We start from the raw sequence: 17,028 nt of genomic DNA on the forward strand, positions 1-17,028 counted from the left end.
GTTTTATGCAGCCTTCCCTAGATATTCTACATGAAGGACTGTTTCAGCATTCGCTCCCCCTATCTCGTAAAACCGATGGCTAAAGAAAAAGCAGATTTACTTCAGGGCACGCTCGACTTGCTCATTCTCAAAGCGCTTCAGCTCGAATCCATGCACGGGTTCGGCGTGAGCAACCGCATCCGACAGATTTCCGCTGACGTGCTACGCGTTGACCAAGGGTCGCTCTACCCGGCGCTTTATCGTCTGGAGGAGCGCGGTTGGGTTAAAGCGAAATGGGGCGTTTCGGAGAACAACCGCAAGGCTCGCTTCTACAGTTTGACCCGGCTCGGTCGCAAGCAGCTGGAAAGCGAGACCGAGAAATGGGAGCGCCTTTCCTTTGCCGTTGACCAAGTGCTGGCGGCTCAACCGAAAGAGACTTAGCGAAGTCGAACCGGGATTTTCCCCTTTACTCCATATCCACTCACCAACTCTTAACAACTTACTATCCCCATTCCCATGAGCAGAGTATTAGGCTTTCTCACGCGCATCCGCCGAGCGTTTCGACTGGGCGACTTTAGTCAGCAGATGAACGAGGAGATGCAGCATCATATCGAAGCGGAAACCTCGCGTCGCATCGCGGCTGGAGAGGATCCGGTCACAGCGCGAAAAAACGCGAACCTAGCGTTCGGACATGCTGAATCCATCAAAGAGGCGGAACGCCGGCGACGCCTTGGGCAGTCCGTCGAGCTTTTTTGGAGAGATCTGGCATTTGCTGCCCGTAACCTCCGTAAATCACCGGGATTCGCATTTGTCGCCATCTTCACGCTCGCGATTGGCATCGGTGGCAATACCGCCATCTTCAGCGTGCTCAATGGGCTCCTACTCAATCCCCTTCCGTATCCAGATTCTCAAAGAATCGTTCAAGTCAACGAATCACCCGGTCCCAATGCATTCGGAGCTGCCGGTGGCGGATCGTTTCTCCTTTGGGAGCGGCAGAACGAGCACTTCGACAAGATAGCCGGTAGCCACACCATGAGTCACAATTTTTCTGGGCGAGGAGATCCGGAAGTGGTGCGTGGTCTCGAGGTCACTCCCCAATACCTCTCTGTATTCGGTTTGCGCCCACAACTCGGAAGGGACTTCCGTCCCGAGGATGATCAAGCTGGTTCAAACGAACATGTGACCATCATCAGCCATCGATTCTGGCAGCAGCAGTTCGACGGCGACCCAAATGTCATCGGCAAATACGCTGTTTTCGACGACCAGGGCTACGAAATAATCGGCGTATTGGAACCGGAAGCGCTTCTCGATCCGGAAATCGATTTTCTCTCCCCAACCGGAATCCTCAACGATGAAATGAAACAATCCTTCGGGTACCACTATGTGACCTTCGTGGTGGCTCGATTGAAACCTGGGGCGACTAGCGAGGCGGCCGCCGCTCAGCTGACGGCGTTGAAGCTTCAAAACAATGACCTTTATCCACCACGAAAAAAGGAATGGGTCGTATCCGTAGATCTCCTACAGGAACGGTTGTTTGGTGGGGCGAGACAATCTCTCAATCTTCTAATAGGCGCCGTGGGGGCTGTGCTTTTGATCGCTTGCGTCAATGTCGCCAATCTCCTGCTTTCGAAAACCGCTTCGCGCCGCAGCGAACTGGCACTACGCCTCGCCGTGGGAGCGACCAAAGGACGCATCATTCGCCAGCTTCTCACGGAGAGTCTCCTGCTTAGTTGTCTAGGCGGCTTGGTCGGGATTGGCATCGCTGCCATCACGATCGATCCGTTGGTGACTTTCGCCGGGATATCCGACATCCAACGACTAACCATAGGTCTCGACCTCAGAGTCCTTGGCTTCGCCCTCGGTGCAGCGCTGTTGACAGGCTTTCTATTCGGTCTGATCCCTGCTCTGAAAGCTGCCCGACCGGACGTGAACGAACACCTGAAGGACGGGGCCCGAAGCGGCACCTCGGGAGGTCGCCGCAAGCTGCAATCCATTCTGGTGATCTCCGAAACAGCGCTCACCGCAATTCTGCTGGTCGTAGCCGGATTGTTGATACAAAGTTTCGTGAACGCGGCCAACGAGGACGTCGGATTCAATCGCGACGGCCTACTGGTTTTCCGCATCAATCCATCCGGCGACAATGCGAGTTCCATAGAAAAACGCGTGCGATACGCCGACCGACTCCTCGCTGAATTCAGGGCTATTCCCGGAGCTACCGAAGTCGCTCTGATAACCAACATGCCCATGAACGGTCGCACGTTTTATGGAGACAGTTTGCAACGCGCTGACAAGATCGAGGAGGACAATAACATCACGGCTGGATTCGACGCCATTTCTCCGGGATTTTTCAACACCTTGGATATCCCAATTCTGGCAGGACGCGACCTGAGCGAGGCGGACAATCGAGAGGATGCCCACAAGGTGATGCTGATCAATCAATCGATGGTCGAGCGCTTCTTCCCTGATGGTGAGGATCCGCTTGGAAAGCATATGATCTTCAAGGGCGACCCATACGAGGTGGTAGGAGTGGTAGGAGATATCAATCGGTTTGGCGTCGATACCCAATCGCCCAGGCAGGTCTACATTCCCCTCGCTCAATTTCCGTGGAGCACGCACTTCGCAATCCGCACCGATCTACCTCCTCTATCGCTCATTCCCCAGGTCCGCAAAGCGGTGCAAAACGTGCAGCCGGGACAACCGATCTTCGAAGTGGACACCATGGAAAATCTGGCCAACCAGACCCTGAGTTTCCGCACCATGATGCTGAGCCTGTTGAGCATCTTCGCGGGAGCCTCGCTGGTGCTAGCCTGCGTCGGCATCTACGGCGTCATGGCGTATAGCGTAACTCAACGCACACGGGAGATGGGAATTCGACTCGCTTTGGGAGCCAAGACCCAAGGCGTGACCAACATGGTCGTCAAGGACGGTCTACTGGTCATCGGAATAGGTCTTGTCGTGGGAATCTTAGGCGCGGTATTTGCCGGACGACTCCTTCAAAATCAGCTCTACGAAGTCGATTCGTTCGATCCCTTCACCTACATCGGCGTGGCGATCGTACTGCTAGCGGTAGGCGCAGCAGCTTGCTTCCTGCCCGCTCGTCGCGCTTCGAGAGTCGACCCCATGACCTCTCTGCGGTGCGAGTAGCTCCGCCGATTCGCAGTCCTCATGATCAGATCTAACGCATCAGCTCGGCGGTTTACGGGTTTGGCAGAGACAGCTTCAGCTCAAATTCGAAGCCTGTCGCCAATTCGAAATAAACGAACGGAGTCCTTGTCATTGTAGTATGGGTACAAAAAACGCGGTCACCTCATTGGGTGGCCGCGTGGTTTCTGAAAGAGATTTGAGCTCTACTACTCTTCCGGTTTCACCCGCGGTTTTGTAGCGGCAGCGCCCTGCGTTGTCATTCTTTCTTGGGCAATAGTCGTGGCGTTTGCCGGTGGTGACTTTTTCGGATCAGCGGCGGCGGTTTCGATGAGTTTTGAAATGCCTTCGGCGGAGCTGGGGTCAATACCAAGCTCCTTCATGAGGTTGTCGATGACGGGCAGTTGCATGCGGTAGTTGAGCATGGCATCCGTAAGCTGGTTGGGCAGCGAGCTGCTGCTCGTCGCCCCGTTGCTGCCATTGGAACCGTTCGATCCATTACCACCTGTTCCGAATCCAGTGGCTTGCAGGATCTTGATGCTGTCGATGCTCTTCATCGGCTCGGTGTAGGCCTTCACGATCTCTGGGGCGATCTTGGCGATGAGCGAACGTAGCTCGAATTCCACGATCTTGCTGTCGAGAATGTTCTTGGCTGCGTTGATGGCTTGCAAGCCGTGCGCCTCCACTTCGAGACGCTTGTTGTCCGCCTCGGCCACGATTTTGATCTTTTCCGCTTGGGCTTTGGCTTCGGTGAGAACGGCCTCCGCCTTGTCCGCTGCGGCTTTCTTGTCGGCATCCGCGGCGATGGTGATTCCCAAAGCGCTTTTCTCCGCTTCTTCCTGAGCTTTGATCAGCTCGATCTGCTTCTTGCGCTCCGCAATGGTGGTTTCCTTGACCGTGAGCACGTTTTCCTCCTCGCGCACGAAGCCTGAGCGAGCCTTCGCCGCTTCGGCTTCCGCTTTCGATTTCTCTTCGGACTTCTTGGCGACGATGATGGACGCTTCCTGATTCTTGATCTCCACGGAGCGTTTGGACTCGATGTCACGTTCATCGATGGCTCGTTTGGATTCGATTTCCGCTTCGCGAACCGCTCTCTCGGATTCGATACGGGCCTGCTCCGCCTCCCGCTTGCGCTCGGCCTCTTCGGTCTTGATCTTGGCGCCTTGCTGGGCTCGGGCCATATCGATGTCCCGCTGCTGGTCGAGGCGGGCGAATTCCTCAGCTCGCTTGATTTCCAGACTACGCTTTTCCGCTTCGAGGTTCTGGGTCTCGATTTTGATGCGCGTCTCCTGCTCGATGCGGTTTCGCTCCTCTCGCTTGGACTCGGTGATGTCGGTCAGCTTGGCGAGACCCTGGGCGTCGAAGGCGTTGGTTTCCTTGAAATATTCCTTTCCGGTCTGGTCGAGCGCGGTGAGGGAAACCGTTTCCAGCTCCAAACCATTTTTGAGTAAGTCCTCGCTGAGGGCGTTTTGAACGGTCTGGATAAAGTCGGCCCGCTGTTCATGCAAGTCCTGCATGGAGAGTCCGGCCGCCACAGCGCGCAGGGCATCGACGAACTTGCCTTGCAGCAGCTCCTTGAGCAGGTCTGGGTTCATGGTGCGTTCGCCCAAGGTCTGAGCTGCTTTGGCGATGGTCTCCGACTCCGGCTTCACGCGCAGGTAGAACTCCGCGGTCACATCGACGCGCATGCGATCCAAAGTGATCAGGCCCTCCTCATTCTTGCGGTCTACCTGCAAGCGCAAGGTGCGCATGTTGACAGGGATGATTTCATGGAAGACCGGCCATTTGAGGCAGCCGCCGTCGAGGATGACTTTCTCGCCGCCGAGCCCGGTCCGAACGAAGGCGACCTCCTTGGTGGCGCGTTTATAGAAGCGCGATAGGATGAAGAGAAAGGTGAGGAGAAGGCAGAATCCTAAGACCGCCGGGAACAATATTTCCGATTGCATAACAGGTTTTTGGGTTAAAGGAGAAAGTCGTCCGGCTGGATCACCGTGAAGAGACCTTCAGAACGTTTGCTGACGATGAGGGCTTGGTCGCCCTGGGAAAACGAAGTCCCCTCCTCGTCCGCAACAACTCGAACATAATAGGTCTTTTTGTCCGGCCCTTGGAGCTTGGCCTCCGCCGGGATTTCGTGCGTGGCGGTGCCAATGGTGATGGTCGACATGCGGCCCACGAAGGTGTCAGAGGAAATTGAATACGTTTCATCCTTGGGCAGAACCTTCGCCATCAAGGCATTGCCAACTCGCAAGCAAGGAATCGTCGCCAGAAACGCCACCGGCGAGGCGACAAACCATGGCAGCAGCGGCAATCCCAGCTTGTCCAGGACCAATTGTCCATAGATGCCGATAAGCGAAAAGCAGAATAGGAAGATGATGAAGGTGAAGATGAACGGCACCTTGCCGAGCTTCAGCATGGACATGATAGCATCCATAAACCCCACTGGATGGACATCCGGCACGTCGAGATCAATCGGGGCGTCCGGCAGGAGGCCATCGAGAAAACTGAACGGTTCCATGCCAACGATGAAGCTGATCGCCTGCACCAGAAAAATCAGCAGAAAGAAGCCGAGAGCGAAGGCGAACAGCGCGTTCTCCGGAGCCAGAATATGGTCGATCATCAGAGGAGTTGTTTAGGAACGGACCGCTGGATAAACGAGAGGCGGAACGCAGAATAAAGAACGACCAACGGACGGCTACGTCAATAGTTTTCACGATGTTGAAACCGTAGTTTTTCGTAGACCTATTCCTCCCGATTGCAGCTCGTCGTCAGAGGGCTGCTGCAAACGGATGCGTCGGGTCAAGGCCCCGGCCTGCAAAGATTCCGCCGTCGCAACAGTTGCAGCTCCTTGCCCTGTTTGTAGGCCGTCTCGCTGAGACAGCAAGGTCGCTGCCTCTCAACTACCTACTTCACGTAATCGAGCAACCAGTCGGAGACGCCGCCGGAGCTCGGCTTGTCGAGCAGTTCGCGCAGTTCGGCCGCCCAGTTGCGGGTCTGCTTGATGCGATCCACATTTTCAATACAGTCGAGCACTTCTTTGGCCAGAGTCTTTCGATTGGCGGCCCCTTGGATGAACTCGGGATAGAGCGGCTTGTCCAGCAGAAGGTTAGCGATGCCGATGTATTTGATTTTCACTAACATGCGTCCCATAACGTAAGTGATGGGATGCGTCTTGTACGCGACGGCGCCCGGAATATTGGCTAAGGCGCAGTTGAGCGACATGGTCCCGGAGCTGGTCAGCACCGCTCGCGCCCCGACGTTGCTGGTGTTTGGCACGAGTTGAATCTGATTGGCGATCTTGGGAAATTTGGCGAGTATCGCTTCCAACTGCCCCTTCAATTCGTCCGACGCATAAATGCAAACCGCTTCCAGTTTGCTGCGGTGTTTGAGGCATTCCTGGAAGCTGGCGAACAGCAATGGAGCGATCCGGCCAATGGCCGCTTTACGGCTCCCGGGAAGCAGCAAGATGGGACCGCTAGGATCGTAACTCACTGGCAGGTCGTAGTCGGTGGAAAGAAATGGATGACCCACGAAACGCGTTTCCAGCTGGGTGCCCTCGAAGACGTCGACTTCGAAGGGGAAAATCACCGCTAGCGAGTCGAGAATCTTGGCCATCTTGAACTTGCGCTTCTCCTTCCACGCCCAGACCTGTGGGCTGATGTAGTAGAGCAGTCGAATCTCTCCCCCCGCTCGAGCGGAAAGCCCCTCCTCCGCAAGTCTCTGGGCGATGCGCAGATTCATGCCTGGATAGTCGACGAAGCAGACCGCTTTGGGCTTGTATTCACGAATCCAGCGCAGGATTTCGTCGAAGAGCGATTTCAATTCCCCGTAGTGCTTCAGCACTTCGAAGAATCCAACAACTGAATACTGTGTCAGGTCGAAAAGCAGCTGAGCTCCGACCGATTCGGTGTGGCGTCCTCCGACAGTGCAGACCTTTAGGTCAGGACGTTTCGCCAGAGCGCCTCGGACCATGCGAGCAGCATGCTCGTCGCCGGAATGCTCGCCGGAAATGACCAAAACATCGACCGAACCATCGCGTGGAGCGGGAAAGGAAAACTGCAGCTGCGGTTGCGACATGAGATAGCAGTGGAAAAGCGAAAGAAAGCGAGGGCCTACATCGCCGCGCGTTCGCGAATCTGCTTGGTGATGGTAATGGCCAGCTCCAGCGCGGTACGCCCTAGTTCGCCACCCACTTTAGGCTGCTTGCGTTGTTTGACGCTTTCCACGAAGCTCGCCAGCTCCAGCTTGAGCGGCTCTCCCTTCTCGATCGGCACCTCTTCCTTCTTCATTTCGCCGCCGTTGATCTTCACCACATGGCCAGCTTGGTTCATGAAATCGAGCGAGAGGTAGCCGGAGGGCTGAAAGACGCGAATCTCGCGCAGTTTCTTGCTGCTGACGCGGCTTGTATTCAAATTCGCAACACAACCGTTTTCGAACTCGATGCGAGCGTTCGCGATATCCTCGGTCGGCGACAAGGCGCTCACACCGACGCTCTGAACAAGCTTCACTGGAGACTTCACGAGTTGAAGCACGATGCCGATGTCGTGGATCATGAGGTCCAGCGTTACGCCGACTTCGGTGCCGCGCGGTTGAAAAGGAGCCAAACGGTCCGCGGTGATAAACTTTGGATTCGATACGGAATCCTCCAAAAAGCTCATCACTGGATTGAAGTGTTCGATGTGACCGACCTGCACCAACAGATCCGCTGCCTTGGCCTTTTCCAGTATGTCCGCCGCTTCCTCAAGCGACTGGCAAATCGGCTTCTCGATGAGCAAGTGGCATCCGCCTGCGAGCAAGGGCAAGGCCACAGCGTGATGCTTGTCGGTGGGAACGACAACACTCACTGCCTCGCACGCTTCGGCCAAGGCTTCCACCGTGTCGAAAACGGGACAGTTGAACTTTTCTGAGATTTCCTTCGCGCGCTCTGTATTCGTTTCGAAAATACCGGCGAGTTCGACGGTTTTCAACTCGCTATAGATGCGAGCATGGTGTTGGCCCAGGTAGCCGACGCCGGCTACTCCGCATTTCAGTTTTCCATCATTCATCGAATACGCCTTTCGTTAAGGTAAGCTGTCGATTCGCGCGGGCGGCATGCTCCGCGTTGTGAGTCACCAGCAGCAAGCTCGCGCCCGTTTCGTTGCAAAGCGTCTGAAGCAGCGCCATCACGGAATCGCCCGTTCGCTCGTCGAGATTCCCCGTCGGTTCATCCGCCAAGACGAGTTTCGGCTGCGTAATCAAAGAGCGAGCGATCGCCACTCGCTGGCGTTCGCCTCCAGAGAGCGTGCTAGGCATTTGAGAGAATCGATCGGCCAGTCCGACGCGCTGCAGCATGCTCTTGCCTCGCTCCACCTCGCTCGGTCCCACCGAGCCTTTTGCGATGCGAAGGCTCATGAGCACGTTCTGCAAAGCATCGATCTCTGGCACCAAGTAGTATGACTGGAAAACGATGCCCAAAAACGCGCAGCGCTTCCGTGCGAGCTCGTTTCGCCCGAGGCGATCGATTTCCTTGCCATTCCATGAAATCGTTCCTGTATCCGCTTGTTCGATACCGGCGAGAATATTCAGCAGCGTGGTTTTGCCGCAACCGCTCTCCCCTTGGATGCTGACGAACTCGCCGGGGCACAAGCTTAGGTCAACGCCCTTGAGCACCTCAAGTGTCGACGTGCCAGCGGGATAGGTTTTGCGAATGGAGCTCGCATTCAGGATAGCGGACTCATTCATTGCGCAGGGCCTCCACGGGTTTTAAGCGACCGGCTTTGATCGCTGGGATCAAACCCGCCAGGGTGGCGATCACCACTGCGAAAACGGCGATTACGATCATATCGCTAGCTTCGATGTGAACCGGGAGGCGGGAAAAGAAATAGAACTCCAGCGTCTGCTCGCGTCCTCCGATCAGCCAGAACAGGCCATTGGTGATGGAGTCGCGCAGGCTGAGGATGATAAAGCCGATGACGAAACCCAGCGCCGTGCCAACGACCCCCACCGCGAATCCCTGCAGACAGAAGCAAGCGGCGAGCTGCTGGCTGGTCGCCCCCATGGCCGCGAAAAGCCCGATCTCGCGCGTCTTGCGCACCACGGAAGTGAGCAAAGAGGTGGCAATGGAGAAGGAGCCCACAATCACGATGAAAAGCAGCAGGAAGAACATCATGCGCTTTTCGAACTCGATGATCTGCAGGAAATCTGCGTTGGACTCTATCCAAGTGGAAACGCGAAACGGCGGTTCGAAGAGGGCTTGCAACTCTCCGGCTGCCTGATCGGGATCGGCGCCGTCCTTGAGCTTCACTTTTATCGCGTGCACACCCTCGCCCATACCGTAGAGGTCCTGCATGGTTCTCAGCGTGGTGATGATGAGGTTTTCATCGATCTTGTTGAAACCCGTTTCGAAAACGCCCGCGATGCGCATCATGCGCGGCAGCAGGATCTCGTCCTGCTTCAGCTTTTGCAGCATGAGCGGAGTGTAGATCTCGACCTCTTCCCCCACTCTCAGACCTAGCGTGCCCGCAACGCCAGAGCTGATGAGAATCGAGTCATCGTCGAGATCCTCCATCGAGCCGCGATAGAGGTAGCTGTCGATGGGCACTACGTTTCGTTCCTGCTCCAGTTCGATGCCCTGCACCGCGGGAAATAGAGGACGATCTCGGCTTTGCAGCATCACCATGCCAAAAGCGGACGGTGAGGCGGCTTCTACTTGTGGTTGCTGGCTTAGTAGCTCGATCTTCTCTTCGTAATCCTCGAAAATGCGCCCGTTGAGCACTTTCAGGTCGCCGGAAGTCTCGGAGATGATGCGTCGCAACTCGTGTCCGAATCCGTTGAATACGCTGATCACGATCACCAGCAGCATGGTTCCCAGAGCTACCCCCGTCACCGACATGATGGTGAAAAACGGCCACCGCTTCCCCTTTGGAAACAAGTGGCGGATAGCGATATAGAGATACCAGGGCATTCGGGTGCTAGAAATAGCAAGCTATGGATATAGGCAAGCTAGATAAGAAAACAGGCGGAATGAAGGGCGGTTCCCGATTGGGAATCCACCCTTATGGAAATGTGGTTCCACAGTCGCCTCGATGCGGCGACCTACAGGGAGTAGATGTAGGTCGGGGCGCCGACCCGACTTTCTTCGTATCCACTCCCCGCCTACGAGCGCAGTTGCGGATAGAGGATGACGTCGCGAATGTTTTCCGCTTCGGTGAGCAGGATGACCAGACGGTCGATACCCATGCCCATGCCACCTGCGGGCGGCATACCGTACTCGAGCGTTTCCAGAAAGTCCTCGTCGATGTTCTGCGTTTCCTCGCCTGCCTGCTTGGAGAACATTTCGCGCTGCACGCCGGGATCGTTTTGCTCCGAATACGCCGGGGCGATTTCCATGCCGCCGATGCAAAGCTCGAACACATCGATGGTGGAGTCGTCGTCGCGCGTTATCTTGGCCAGCGGGCAAAGCTCCTTGGGCAGGTGGGTGACGAAGGTAGGCTGAATGAGGAACGGCTCGATGAGCTTTCCAAAGACTTCGTTGGTCACTTCGTAGTCTTCCCAATCCGCTTGGCAGTCGAGTCCCAGCTCCTTGGTGCGGGCCAGCTTTTCCTCCTTGGTTTTGGAGAACCAGTCCGGGTCTTCCAGCTTGTCGCAGATGAGGTCCTTGTACTTGGCCTCACGCCACTCTCCCATGAAGTCGATCACCTCGCCGTCCGGCATTTTGATTTCTTCCGCCTTGAGCACGTCTTTGACCAGATAGCGGATGAGTCCCTGCACCAGCTCCATCATGCCCCGATAGTCGGAGTAGGCCTGGTAGGCCTCGAGCATCGTGAACTCAGGATTGTGGCGACGGGAAATGCCTTCGTTGCGGAAGTTGCGACCGATTTCGAAAACGCGATCGAATCCCCCGACCAGCAAGCGCTTCAGATAAAGCTCCAACGAGATGCGCATGAAGAAGTCGCGATCCAGCGTGTTGTGGTGAGTCACGAAGGGCTTGGCCGCAGCTCCACCAGCGATGTTTTGGAACACTGGCGTTTCCACTTCGAGAAACTTGCGCTCTTCGAGGTAGCGACGGATCCCGCTCACGATGCGGCTGCGATTGAAGAAGCGAGCCCGCGACTCCTTGTTCATGATCAGGTCCAAGTGGCGCTGACGGTACTTCTGCTCCGGATCGGTGAGGCCGTGGAACTTTTCCGGCAACGGGCGCAGCGACTTGGAAACCAGGGCGTAGCGGGTGGCGCGAATGCTGATTTCACCAGTCTTGGTCTGAAAGAGCTGACCTTCCACGCCGATGATGTCGCCCAGATCGAGCTTCTTGAAATCCGCATACTCGTCGGCGCCGATGCCATCGAGGCGCACGTAGACCTGGATAATGCCTTCCTGGTCCTGGATCTTCACGAACTGAGCTTTGCCCATTTTGCGGATGACAACCAGACGACCGGCCACGCTGACGGTCGGCTGAGCTTCCGGCTCGGCCCCATCGACGAAGGCCGCTACTGCTTCCGCCGAGAAATGGCTGGGTTGGAATTCCGTGCGGAACGGATCGACGCCTTTTTCTCGCAGGTCAGCAAGCTTCTGGCGGCGCACAGCCAATTGGTCGTGAGAAATATCGGACAGTTTTGAGCTCATAATCAGAAGGGGCAGAGAATTAGGCGACTCGCCCGAGAAAGATCAAAGCCTTTCTCCGCGCGCGAGCAATTAGGAGGGGTAATTTCCCCGATTTGAGAAATTGAGGGTTGAGTTTTGGCAGAGCCGCTTACTCTCCTCAGGGCTTATGACTATGCGAAAGCCGGATTGGCTCAGAGCGAAACTTCCCAGTGGAAAAGACTACGGCAGCGTGCGCTCCCTCGTAGATGGGGCGAATTTGCACACCGTTTGCCAAAGCGCCCAATGCCCCAACATGGGCGAATGCTGGTCGCGCGGCACCGCGACCCTGATGATTCTGGGCAACATCTGCACCCGCTCCTGCAACTTCTGCGCGATCCAGACCGGTCGCCCCACCGAGCTCGACATCGGCGAGCCAGCTCGCGTGGCCGAAGCGGTGGCCACCATGAAGCTCAAGCACTGCGTCATCACCTCCGTCACCCGTGACGAGCTCAAGGACGGAGGGGCCAGCGTCTGGGCCGCCACCATCCGCGCCATCCGCCACCGGTCCCCCAACACCGCGGTGGAAGTGCTGACTCCAGACTTCCGCGGCAAGACCGACCAGCTGGACATCGTGCTCGATGCGGAGCCGGACATTTTCAATCACAACATCGAGACCGTCGAGCGCCTGCAGAAGCCAGTGCGCGTACAGGCCAAATACGACCGCTCCTTCAAGGTGCTGCGCCACGCGGCCTCGCGCGGCTTCACTACCAAGTCCGGCATGATGCTCGGTCTGGGCGAAGAGAAGGAAGAGATCGCTCGATCCCTGCGGGACCTGCGTGACGCCGACGTGAAAATCGTCACCCTCGGACAATACCTCCAACCCACCTCCAAACACCTGCCGGTCGCTCGTTGGGTCACTCCGGAGGAGTTCAACGAGTGGCGTGAGTACGGCGAATCCATCGGCTTTACCAAGGTCGAGTCCGGACCATTGGTTCGTTCCTCCTATCACGCCGACGAGCAGTCCGCCCACTTCACCGGTCACAAGAGCCTCAAAGCAGAGGCCAGCTGATAGACTCTCGAGTCGAGCCGACCGGGCTCTTTTCTCCATCGATCGTCCCCACTCATCCTGTTCCTTATGCTCCAAAGCATCACTGAAAAACTCGCCGCCCTCGGACTAAACCTTCCGGCCGCGGCCGAGGCCAAAGGCAACTACCTCCCCTACACCATCAGCGGAAACCTGCTCTCCCTCTCCGGAACCTTGCCGATCAAGCAGGGAGCGTTGATCGCCGGACGCATTGGCGGCGACCTAAGCGTCGAGCAAGGCTACGAAGCAGCGCGTTGGTGCTTTCTCAACGCCCTCGCTCACATCCGCGTGGCTACCGACGATTTCAGGCGCTTCGGCCGCGTCTTGCACATCGATGGATTCGTCAATGGCGTGGACGGCTTCGCGGACGCTCCCAAGGTTGTCAACGGGGCGTCCGACTTGTCGGTGGAGCTCTTCGGCGATGCCGGAAAACACTCCCGCGTGGCCCTCTCCTCCAACGGGCTTCCCCTCAATGCAGCGGTCGAGACCCGCGTCCTGGTGGAACTTGACGCCTAGTCGCCGCTCTCAACCTCTGAGCGCTCGACCCTCGATCGACTGGAGGTTTCCACCCTCAACCGCCCGTCCCCTGGCGGCTATTAGAAATGAATACTTCTAAACTACGTATAACTTTTAATCGCTAATATTGACAAAGCCGCGCAATTCCTACAATTGAAGGAATTAAGGCGGCGCTAAAGACTTGCAGTCCCCCCTGAGCATCGCCTTTTTCTTCAGCTTTCTTCAACCCCCACATAACCCAAAATCGTTTGAGTCTCTCCAAGACAACCTCCCCAAGAGCCCCAAGAGCCATACGTCACAACGCTGCGAGCTCCTGCAGTTCACCATCGACAGACCAGACGATCCGCTGCGAACGGGTGGCTAGCCGCCTTCCGATCTCCAGATTCCCCTGCTCCTCCCACGCTCGTTGTTAGCCCGCGCCATCGCGGCTTCCGAGCGCCCCACCTCCCCAGAACCCACCGTTGCCCTATACCCCTTCCCCTTTCCCAATTTTACGAAATTCGCTATCGAAACCTTACGAGAAAAGCAGAACGTACAATGACTAAGAACAAAGTAGTAATGTTAATCGCCGCAGGAATCGCTCTTGCTGGCCCTGCTGCGCTTAGCGCTGCCCCAGAACTCGCTGAAACGCGCTCAGCCCTAAAGGAATGGGTGGAAATCAAGAAACTGATTTCCGAAGAGAGCAGCAAGTGGGTTGTAGAAAAGGAGACCCTCAACGAGTCCATAGACCTCCTGCAGAAAGAGATCGACAAGCTGCAAGCCGCGATCGAACGACAGGAAGAGGAGCAGACCGACGCGGAACGCGTTCGCGCCGAGCTCACCAGGGAGGAAGAGGCTCTCAAACAAGCGTCCGCCATCGTTAAGAACAACATTGGCGACCTCGAAGCTCAGGCCTTGGAACTGGTCAAGTACCTGCCGAAGGCTCTCCAGTCCAAGCTGACCATCATCACTCAGCGCATCCCCAAGAACAAGCGCGAGATCGATGCCAGCACGCTTTCCAATCGTGTCATGAGCATCATCGGTATCCTGACCGAAATCGAGAAGTTCAACAGCCAGATCACCGTCGAAAACGAGATCCAGGACATCAACGGAGAAAAGGTTCGCGTCGACACCATCTACATCGGTCTCGCGGTCGCATACTACGTCGACGGCACCCAGACCGAAGCTGGCTACATGCTGCCCGCTAAGGATGGATGGACCAAGGTCCCCAACAACGCCCTTGCTCCGAAGATCGCCAACGCGGTGGCCATGCAGAAGAAGGAAATGACGGTCAACTTCGTCAATCTGCCGATCGAAATCACCGACATCCAGTAAGGCGCGCCTGAAACACTTCGAAAGGATTTACTTCAATGAAAGCTTTTAAGATTACATCATTCGTAGCCGCTGCCGTGATCGTGGCAGGCTCCGCCTTTGCTCAAAAGACCTTCGATCAGGTGACTGCCGAAGCGAAAGCCGACCTAAAGGCGGCCGAGCGCGAACTCGCAGATCTCCGCAACCAGATCGCGAACGAAAAGGTGCCTATCTCCCGCCGTCTGACTCAGCTCGAGACCGAAGTTCAGGCCGCTCGCAAGGAATACGACGAAACGGTACTGGTCACTGAAAACAAGGACCTCAGCCTCGAATCCCTGCGCAACGCGGTCAAGGCTCACAACGACCAGAACGTCTACCTCAAGAACTCCATGGCCGCGTACGTGAAGCAGTTCTCCACTCGCATTCACGCTTCCGAGCTGCAGGAGTACAAGGAACTGGCGGACACTGCGGAGCTGCTCGCGGAAAACGACAACGCGACGGATTCCGAAAAGCTCTCCGCCCAGTTGGAAGTGCTCAAGGCCTCCCTCGGCCGCGTGAAGAAGATCATGGGCGGCACCATGATCCAAGGCGAAGCGCTCGGCAAAAACGGCGTGCAGGTTAACGGCACCTTCGTTTTGGCAGGACCATTCGCTTACTTCGGCGACGGAGGAGAAAACGTCGGCTTCGCCATCGGCGACCTCACCAACATCGGTTATCCCCTGGTCGAAAACCGCGGCGTGCCCGAGCCCGTGATGGCGGCCATCAGAGGCCTCACCGAAAACGGCAAGGGAGACATTCCCGTCGACCCGACCGAAGGCGACGCCCTGAAGATCGTTCAGGTCCAGGAATCCTTGGTCGAGCACATCATCAAGGGAGGTATCACCATGGTTCCTCTTCTCGGCATGGCCTTCTTCGCTCTGCTCATCTCCATTCTCAAGCTCTTCGAAATCAAGTCCGTCAAGAGCCCCAAGCCAGGCACGCTGCAGCGCATTCTCGACAGCCTCAACTCCGGCAACAAGCAGCAGGCGCTCGAAGCCGCCAACTCCGTTGACGGTCCCTTCGGCGATCTTCTCGTAGCCGGCGTCGAACACGCCGACCAGGAGAAGGAACTGCTCGAGGAAGTTCTCTACGAACGCCTCCTCGCAGCGCAGCCGAAGCTCGAACGCTTCATCGCCTTCATCGCCCTCACCGCCGCGGCCGCTCCACTACTCGGACTGCTCGGTACGGTTACGGGTATGATCACCACCTTCAAGGCCATCACCGTGTTCGGTACTGGCGATCCCGCGACGCTCTCCGATGGTATCTCCGTGGCTCTGATCACCACCGAGTACGGTCTGATCGTGGCGATCCCATGTCTGCTCTCCCAAGCGCTGCTCTCTCGCATCGCGAAGGGCAAGCTTGGCGAAATGGAACAGGCCGCAGTCGCATTCGTGAATGGACTGAGAAACAAGTAGGAAGATCCTTTGATCTACGGGAACGAAACAGGGGAACCGAAATGAGCGACTTTGCAAGACCGACGTCACCGATTCGATCTCCCCGCGCTCCCCTTCCAGGGCCCACCGGCCGCTGGAGCCAAGCGATCAATTCAAAAGGAAGATAAACGACCATGATGAAAAACAAGAAAGCTCTTTCAGCAGGCGAAGCCGTCGGAGATATCAACATCTCCCCGCTGATCGATATGGTGTTCATTCTTCTGATCTTCTTCATTGTAACTACTGTTTTCGTTAAGGAGCCGGGCGTGGAAATCACCCGTCCAGCCGCTGTGAACACTGTCAATCTGCCAAAGAACGTTATCCTCATCGCCGTTACGGACCAGGATAACATCTTCTACGGCGGTCGAGACTACGGGCTTGGAGGCATCCGCTCCCAGGTTCGTCGAGTGCTCGCGGGCAACGAAGATTACCCAGTTATCATTCAAGCTGATCAGAACGCTCGTTCTGGGACGGTCATTCGTCTCATCGATGAGTGCAAGCTGGCCCAGGCCAGACGCATTCACCTTTCAACCGTGAAGAACTAATAAGAAGATGAGAAACAGAGGAAATCTAAGATCCAGCGATGATACCACGGACATCAACATCTCCCCGTTGATCGACATGGTGTTCATCCTCCTGATCTTCTTCATCGTCACCACGGTCTTCGTCGAAGAAGCCGGCCTGCAGGCCAATACGCCTGACCCGACCAGCAACCCGAATCAGGACAACGAGAAGGAACGCGTGAGCTTCCTCGTCCGGGCCAACGGTCAGGTGATCTACGACGATAAGGACGTCGGCGTTAGCGCCGTAGCGGGCATTGTCGCCCCCGAGATGAGAATGGAAGAATATCCAATCACCGTAAACGTCGAGCCGGACGTCCCCATGCACTTGGTGGTCGCAGTCGTCGACGCGTGCGAAAGCGGTGGCGCTCCACAAGTCACCATGAAAGCCGTTGCCACGAAATAGCTACACATAACCGAAAACTTTTAG

Annotated in this window: 15 protein-coding genes; 8 read left to right on the forward strand and 7 right to left on the reverse strand. The window is 56.5% G+C overall.

Features of this window, described 5'->3' with window-relative positions:
• Window positions 1-75: 75 nt before the first annotated feature.
• Both QEH54_RS20415 and QEH54_RS20420 read left to right on the forward strand, forming a co-directional pair.
• Window positions 76-420 (forward strand): PadR family transcriptional regulator, encoded by a 345-nt coding sequence (locus QEH54_RS20415; protein ID WP_309020570.1) that lies wholly within the window; start codon window positions 76-78, stop codon window positions 418-420.
• A 75-nt stretch (window positions 421-495) separates the two neighbouring features.
• Window positions 496-3,123: an ABC transporter permease gene (locus tag QEH54_RS20420; protein WP_309020571.1), complete on the forward strand. Its 2,628-nt coding sequence runs from the start codon at window positions 496-498 to the stop codon at window positions 3,121-3,123.
• A 206-nt stretch (window positions 3,124-3,329) separates the two neighbouring features.
• Here the strand turns inward: QEH54_RS20420 and QEH54_RS20425 are convergent, their stop codons facing one another.
• The 7 genes from QEH54_RS20425 to lysS form a co-directional block, all read right to left on the reverse strand.
• The gene (locus QEH54_RS20425) at window positions 3,330-5,066 is read right to left on the reverse strand and encodes a flotillin domain-containing protein (protein WP_309020572.1); all 1,737 of its coding nucleotides are present in this window, start codon (window positions 5,064-5,066) and stop codon (window positions 3,330-3,332) included.
• A gap of 14 nt (window positions 5,067-5,080) precedes the next feature.
• A complete protein-coding gene (locus tag QEH54_RS20430) occupies window positions 5,081-5,737 on the reverse strand; it encodes an OB-fold-containig protein (RefSeq protein WP_309020573.1) in 657 nt (218 codons plus the stop codon).
• A gap of 284 nt (window positions 5,738-6,021) precedes the next feature.
• Window positions 6,022-7,194 carry a lipid-A-disaccharide synthase gene (lpxB, locus tag QEH54_RS20435; protein ID WP_309020574.1) on the reverse strand — a complete coding sequence of 391 codons (1,173 nt, stop codon included), beginning with the start codon at window positions 7,192-7,194 and terminating at the stop codon, window positions 6,022-6,024.
• 35 nt (window positions 7,195-7,229) lie between these two features.
• On the reverse strand, window positions 7,230-8,162 hold the full coding sequence (locus QEH54_RS20440) for a Gfo/Idh/MocA family oxidoreductase (RefSeq protein WP_309020575.1): 933 nt from the start codon (window positions 8,160-8,162) through the stop codon (window positions 7,230-7,232).
• Window positions 8,155-8,838, reverse strand: a complete 684-nt coding sequence (locus QEH54_RS20445) for an ABC transporter ATP-binding protein (RefSeq protein ID WP_309020576.1) — start codon at window positions 8,836-8,838, stop codon at window positions 8,155-8,157. Before QEH54_RS20445 ends, QEH54_RS20440 begins: the two co-directional genes overlap by 8 nt.
• Window positions 8,831-10,060, reverse strand: coding sequence for an ABC transporter permease (locus tag QEH54_RS20450; RefSeq protein ID WP_309020577.1), 1,230 nt, complete (start codon window positions 10,058-10,060; stop codon window positions 8,831-8,833). Before QEH54_RS20450 ends, QEH54_RS20445 begins: the two co-directional genes overlap by 8 nt.
• Window positions 10,061-10,251: 191 nt before the next feature.
• Entirely contained in the window at window positions 10,252-11,718 is a 1,467-nt protein-coding gene (gene lysS, locus QEH54_RS20455) for a lysine--tRNA ligase (protein ID WP_309020578.1), read from the reverse strand.
• Between the two features lie 151 nt (window positions 11,719-11,869).
• On the opposite strand from lysS, the gene lipA reads away from it, so the two are divergent.
• The 6 genes from lipA (at window position 11,870) to QEH54_RS20485 (ending at window position 17,004) form a co-directional block, all read left to right on the forward strand.
• The gene (gene lipA / locus QEH54_RS20460; protein ID WP_345785681.1) at window positions 11,870-12,745 is read left to right on the forward strand and encodes a lipoyl synthase; all 876 of its coding nucleotides are present in this window, start codon (window positions 11,870-11,872) and stop codon (window positions 12,743-12,745) included.
• A 66-nt stretch (window positions 12,746-12,811) separates the two neighbouring features.
• Window positions 12,812-13,276, forward strand: a complete 465-nt coding sequence (locus QEH54_RS20465; protein WP_309020580.1) for a RidA family protein — start codon at window positions 12,812-12,814, stop codon at window positions 13,274-13,276.
• A gap of 558 nt (window positions 13,277-13,834) precedes the next feature.
• Window positions 13,835-14,590 carry a DUF3450 family protein gene (locus QEH54_RS20470; protein ID WP_309020581.1) on the forward strand — a complete coding sequence of 252 codons (756 nt, stop codon included), beginning with the start codon at window positions 13,835-13,837 and terminating at the stop codon, window positions 14,588-14,590.
• 35 nt (window positions 14,591-14,625) lie between these two features.
• Entirely contained in the window at window positions 14,626-16,020 is a 1,395-nt protein-coding gene (locus QEH54_RS20475; RefSeq protein ID WP_309020582.1) for a MotA/TolQ/ExbB proton channel family protein, read from the forward strand.
• A gap of 152 nt (window positions 16,021-16,172) precedes the next feature.
• Window positions 16,173-16,583 carry a biopolymer transporter ExbD gene (locus QEH54_RS20480; protein ID WP_309020583.1) on the forward strand — a complete coding sequence of 137 codons (411 nt, stop codon included), beginning with the start codon at window positions 16,173-16,175 and terminating at the stop codon, window positions 16,581-16,583.
• Between the two features lie 7 nt (window positions 16,584-16,590).
• Entirely contained in the window at window positions 16,591-17,004 is a 414-nt protein-coding gene (locus QEH54_RS20485) for a biopolymer transporter ExbD (protein ID WP_309020584.1), read from the forward strand.
• The last annotated feature ends 24 nt before the right edge of the window (window positions 17,005-17,028 follow it).

The organism is Pelagicoccus sp. SDUM812003 (genome assembly GCF_031127815.1).
Lineage (GTDB): Bacteria > Verrucomicrobiota > Verrucomicrobiia > Opitutales > Opitutaceae > Pelagicoccus.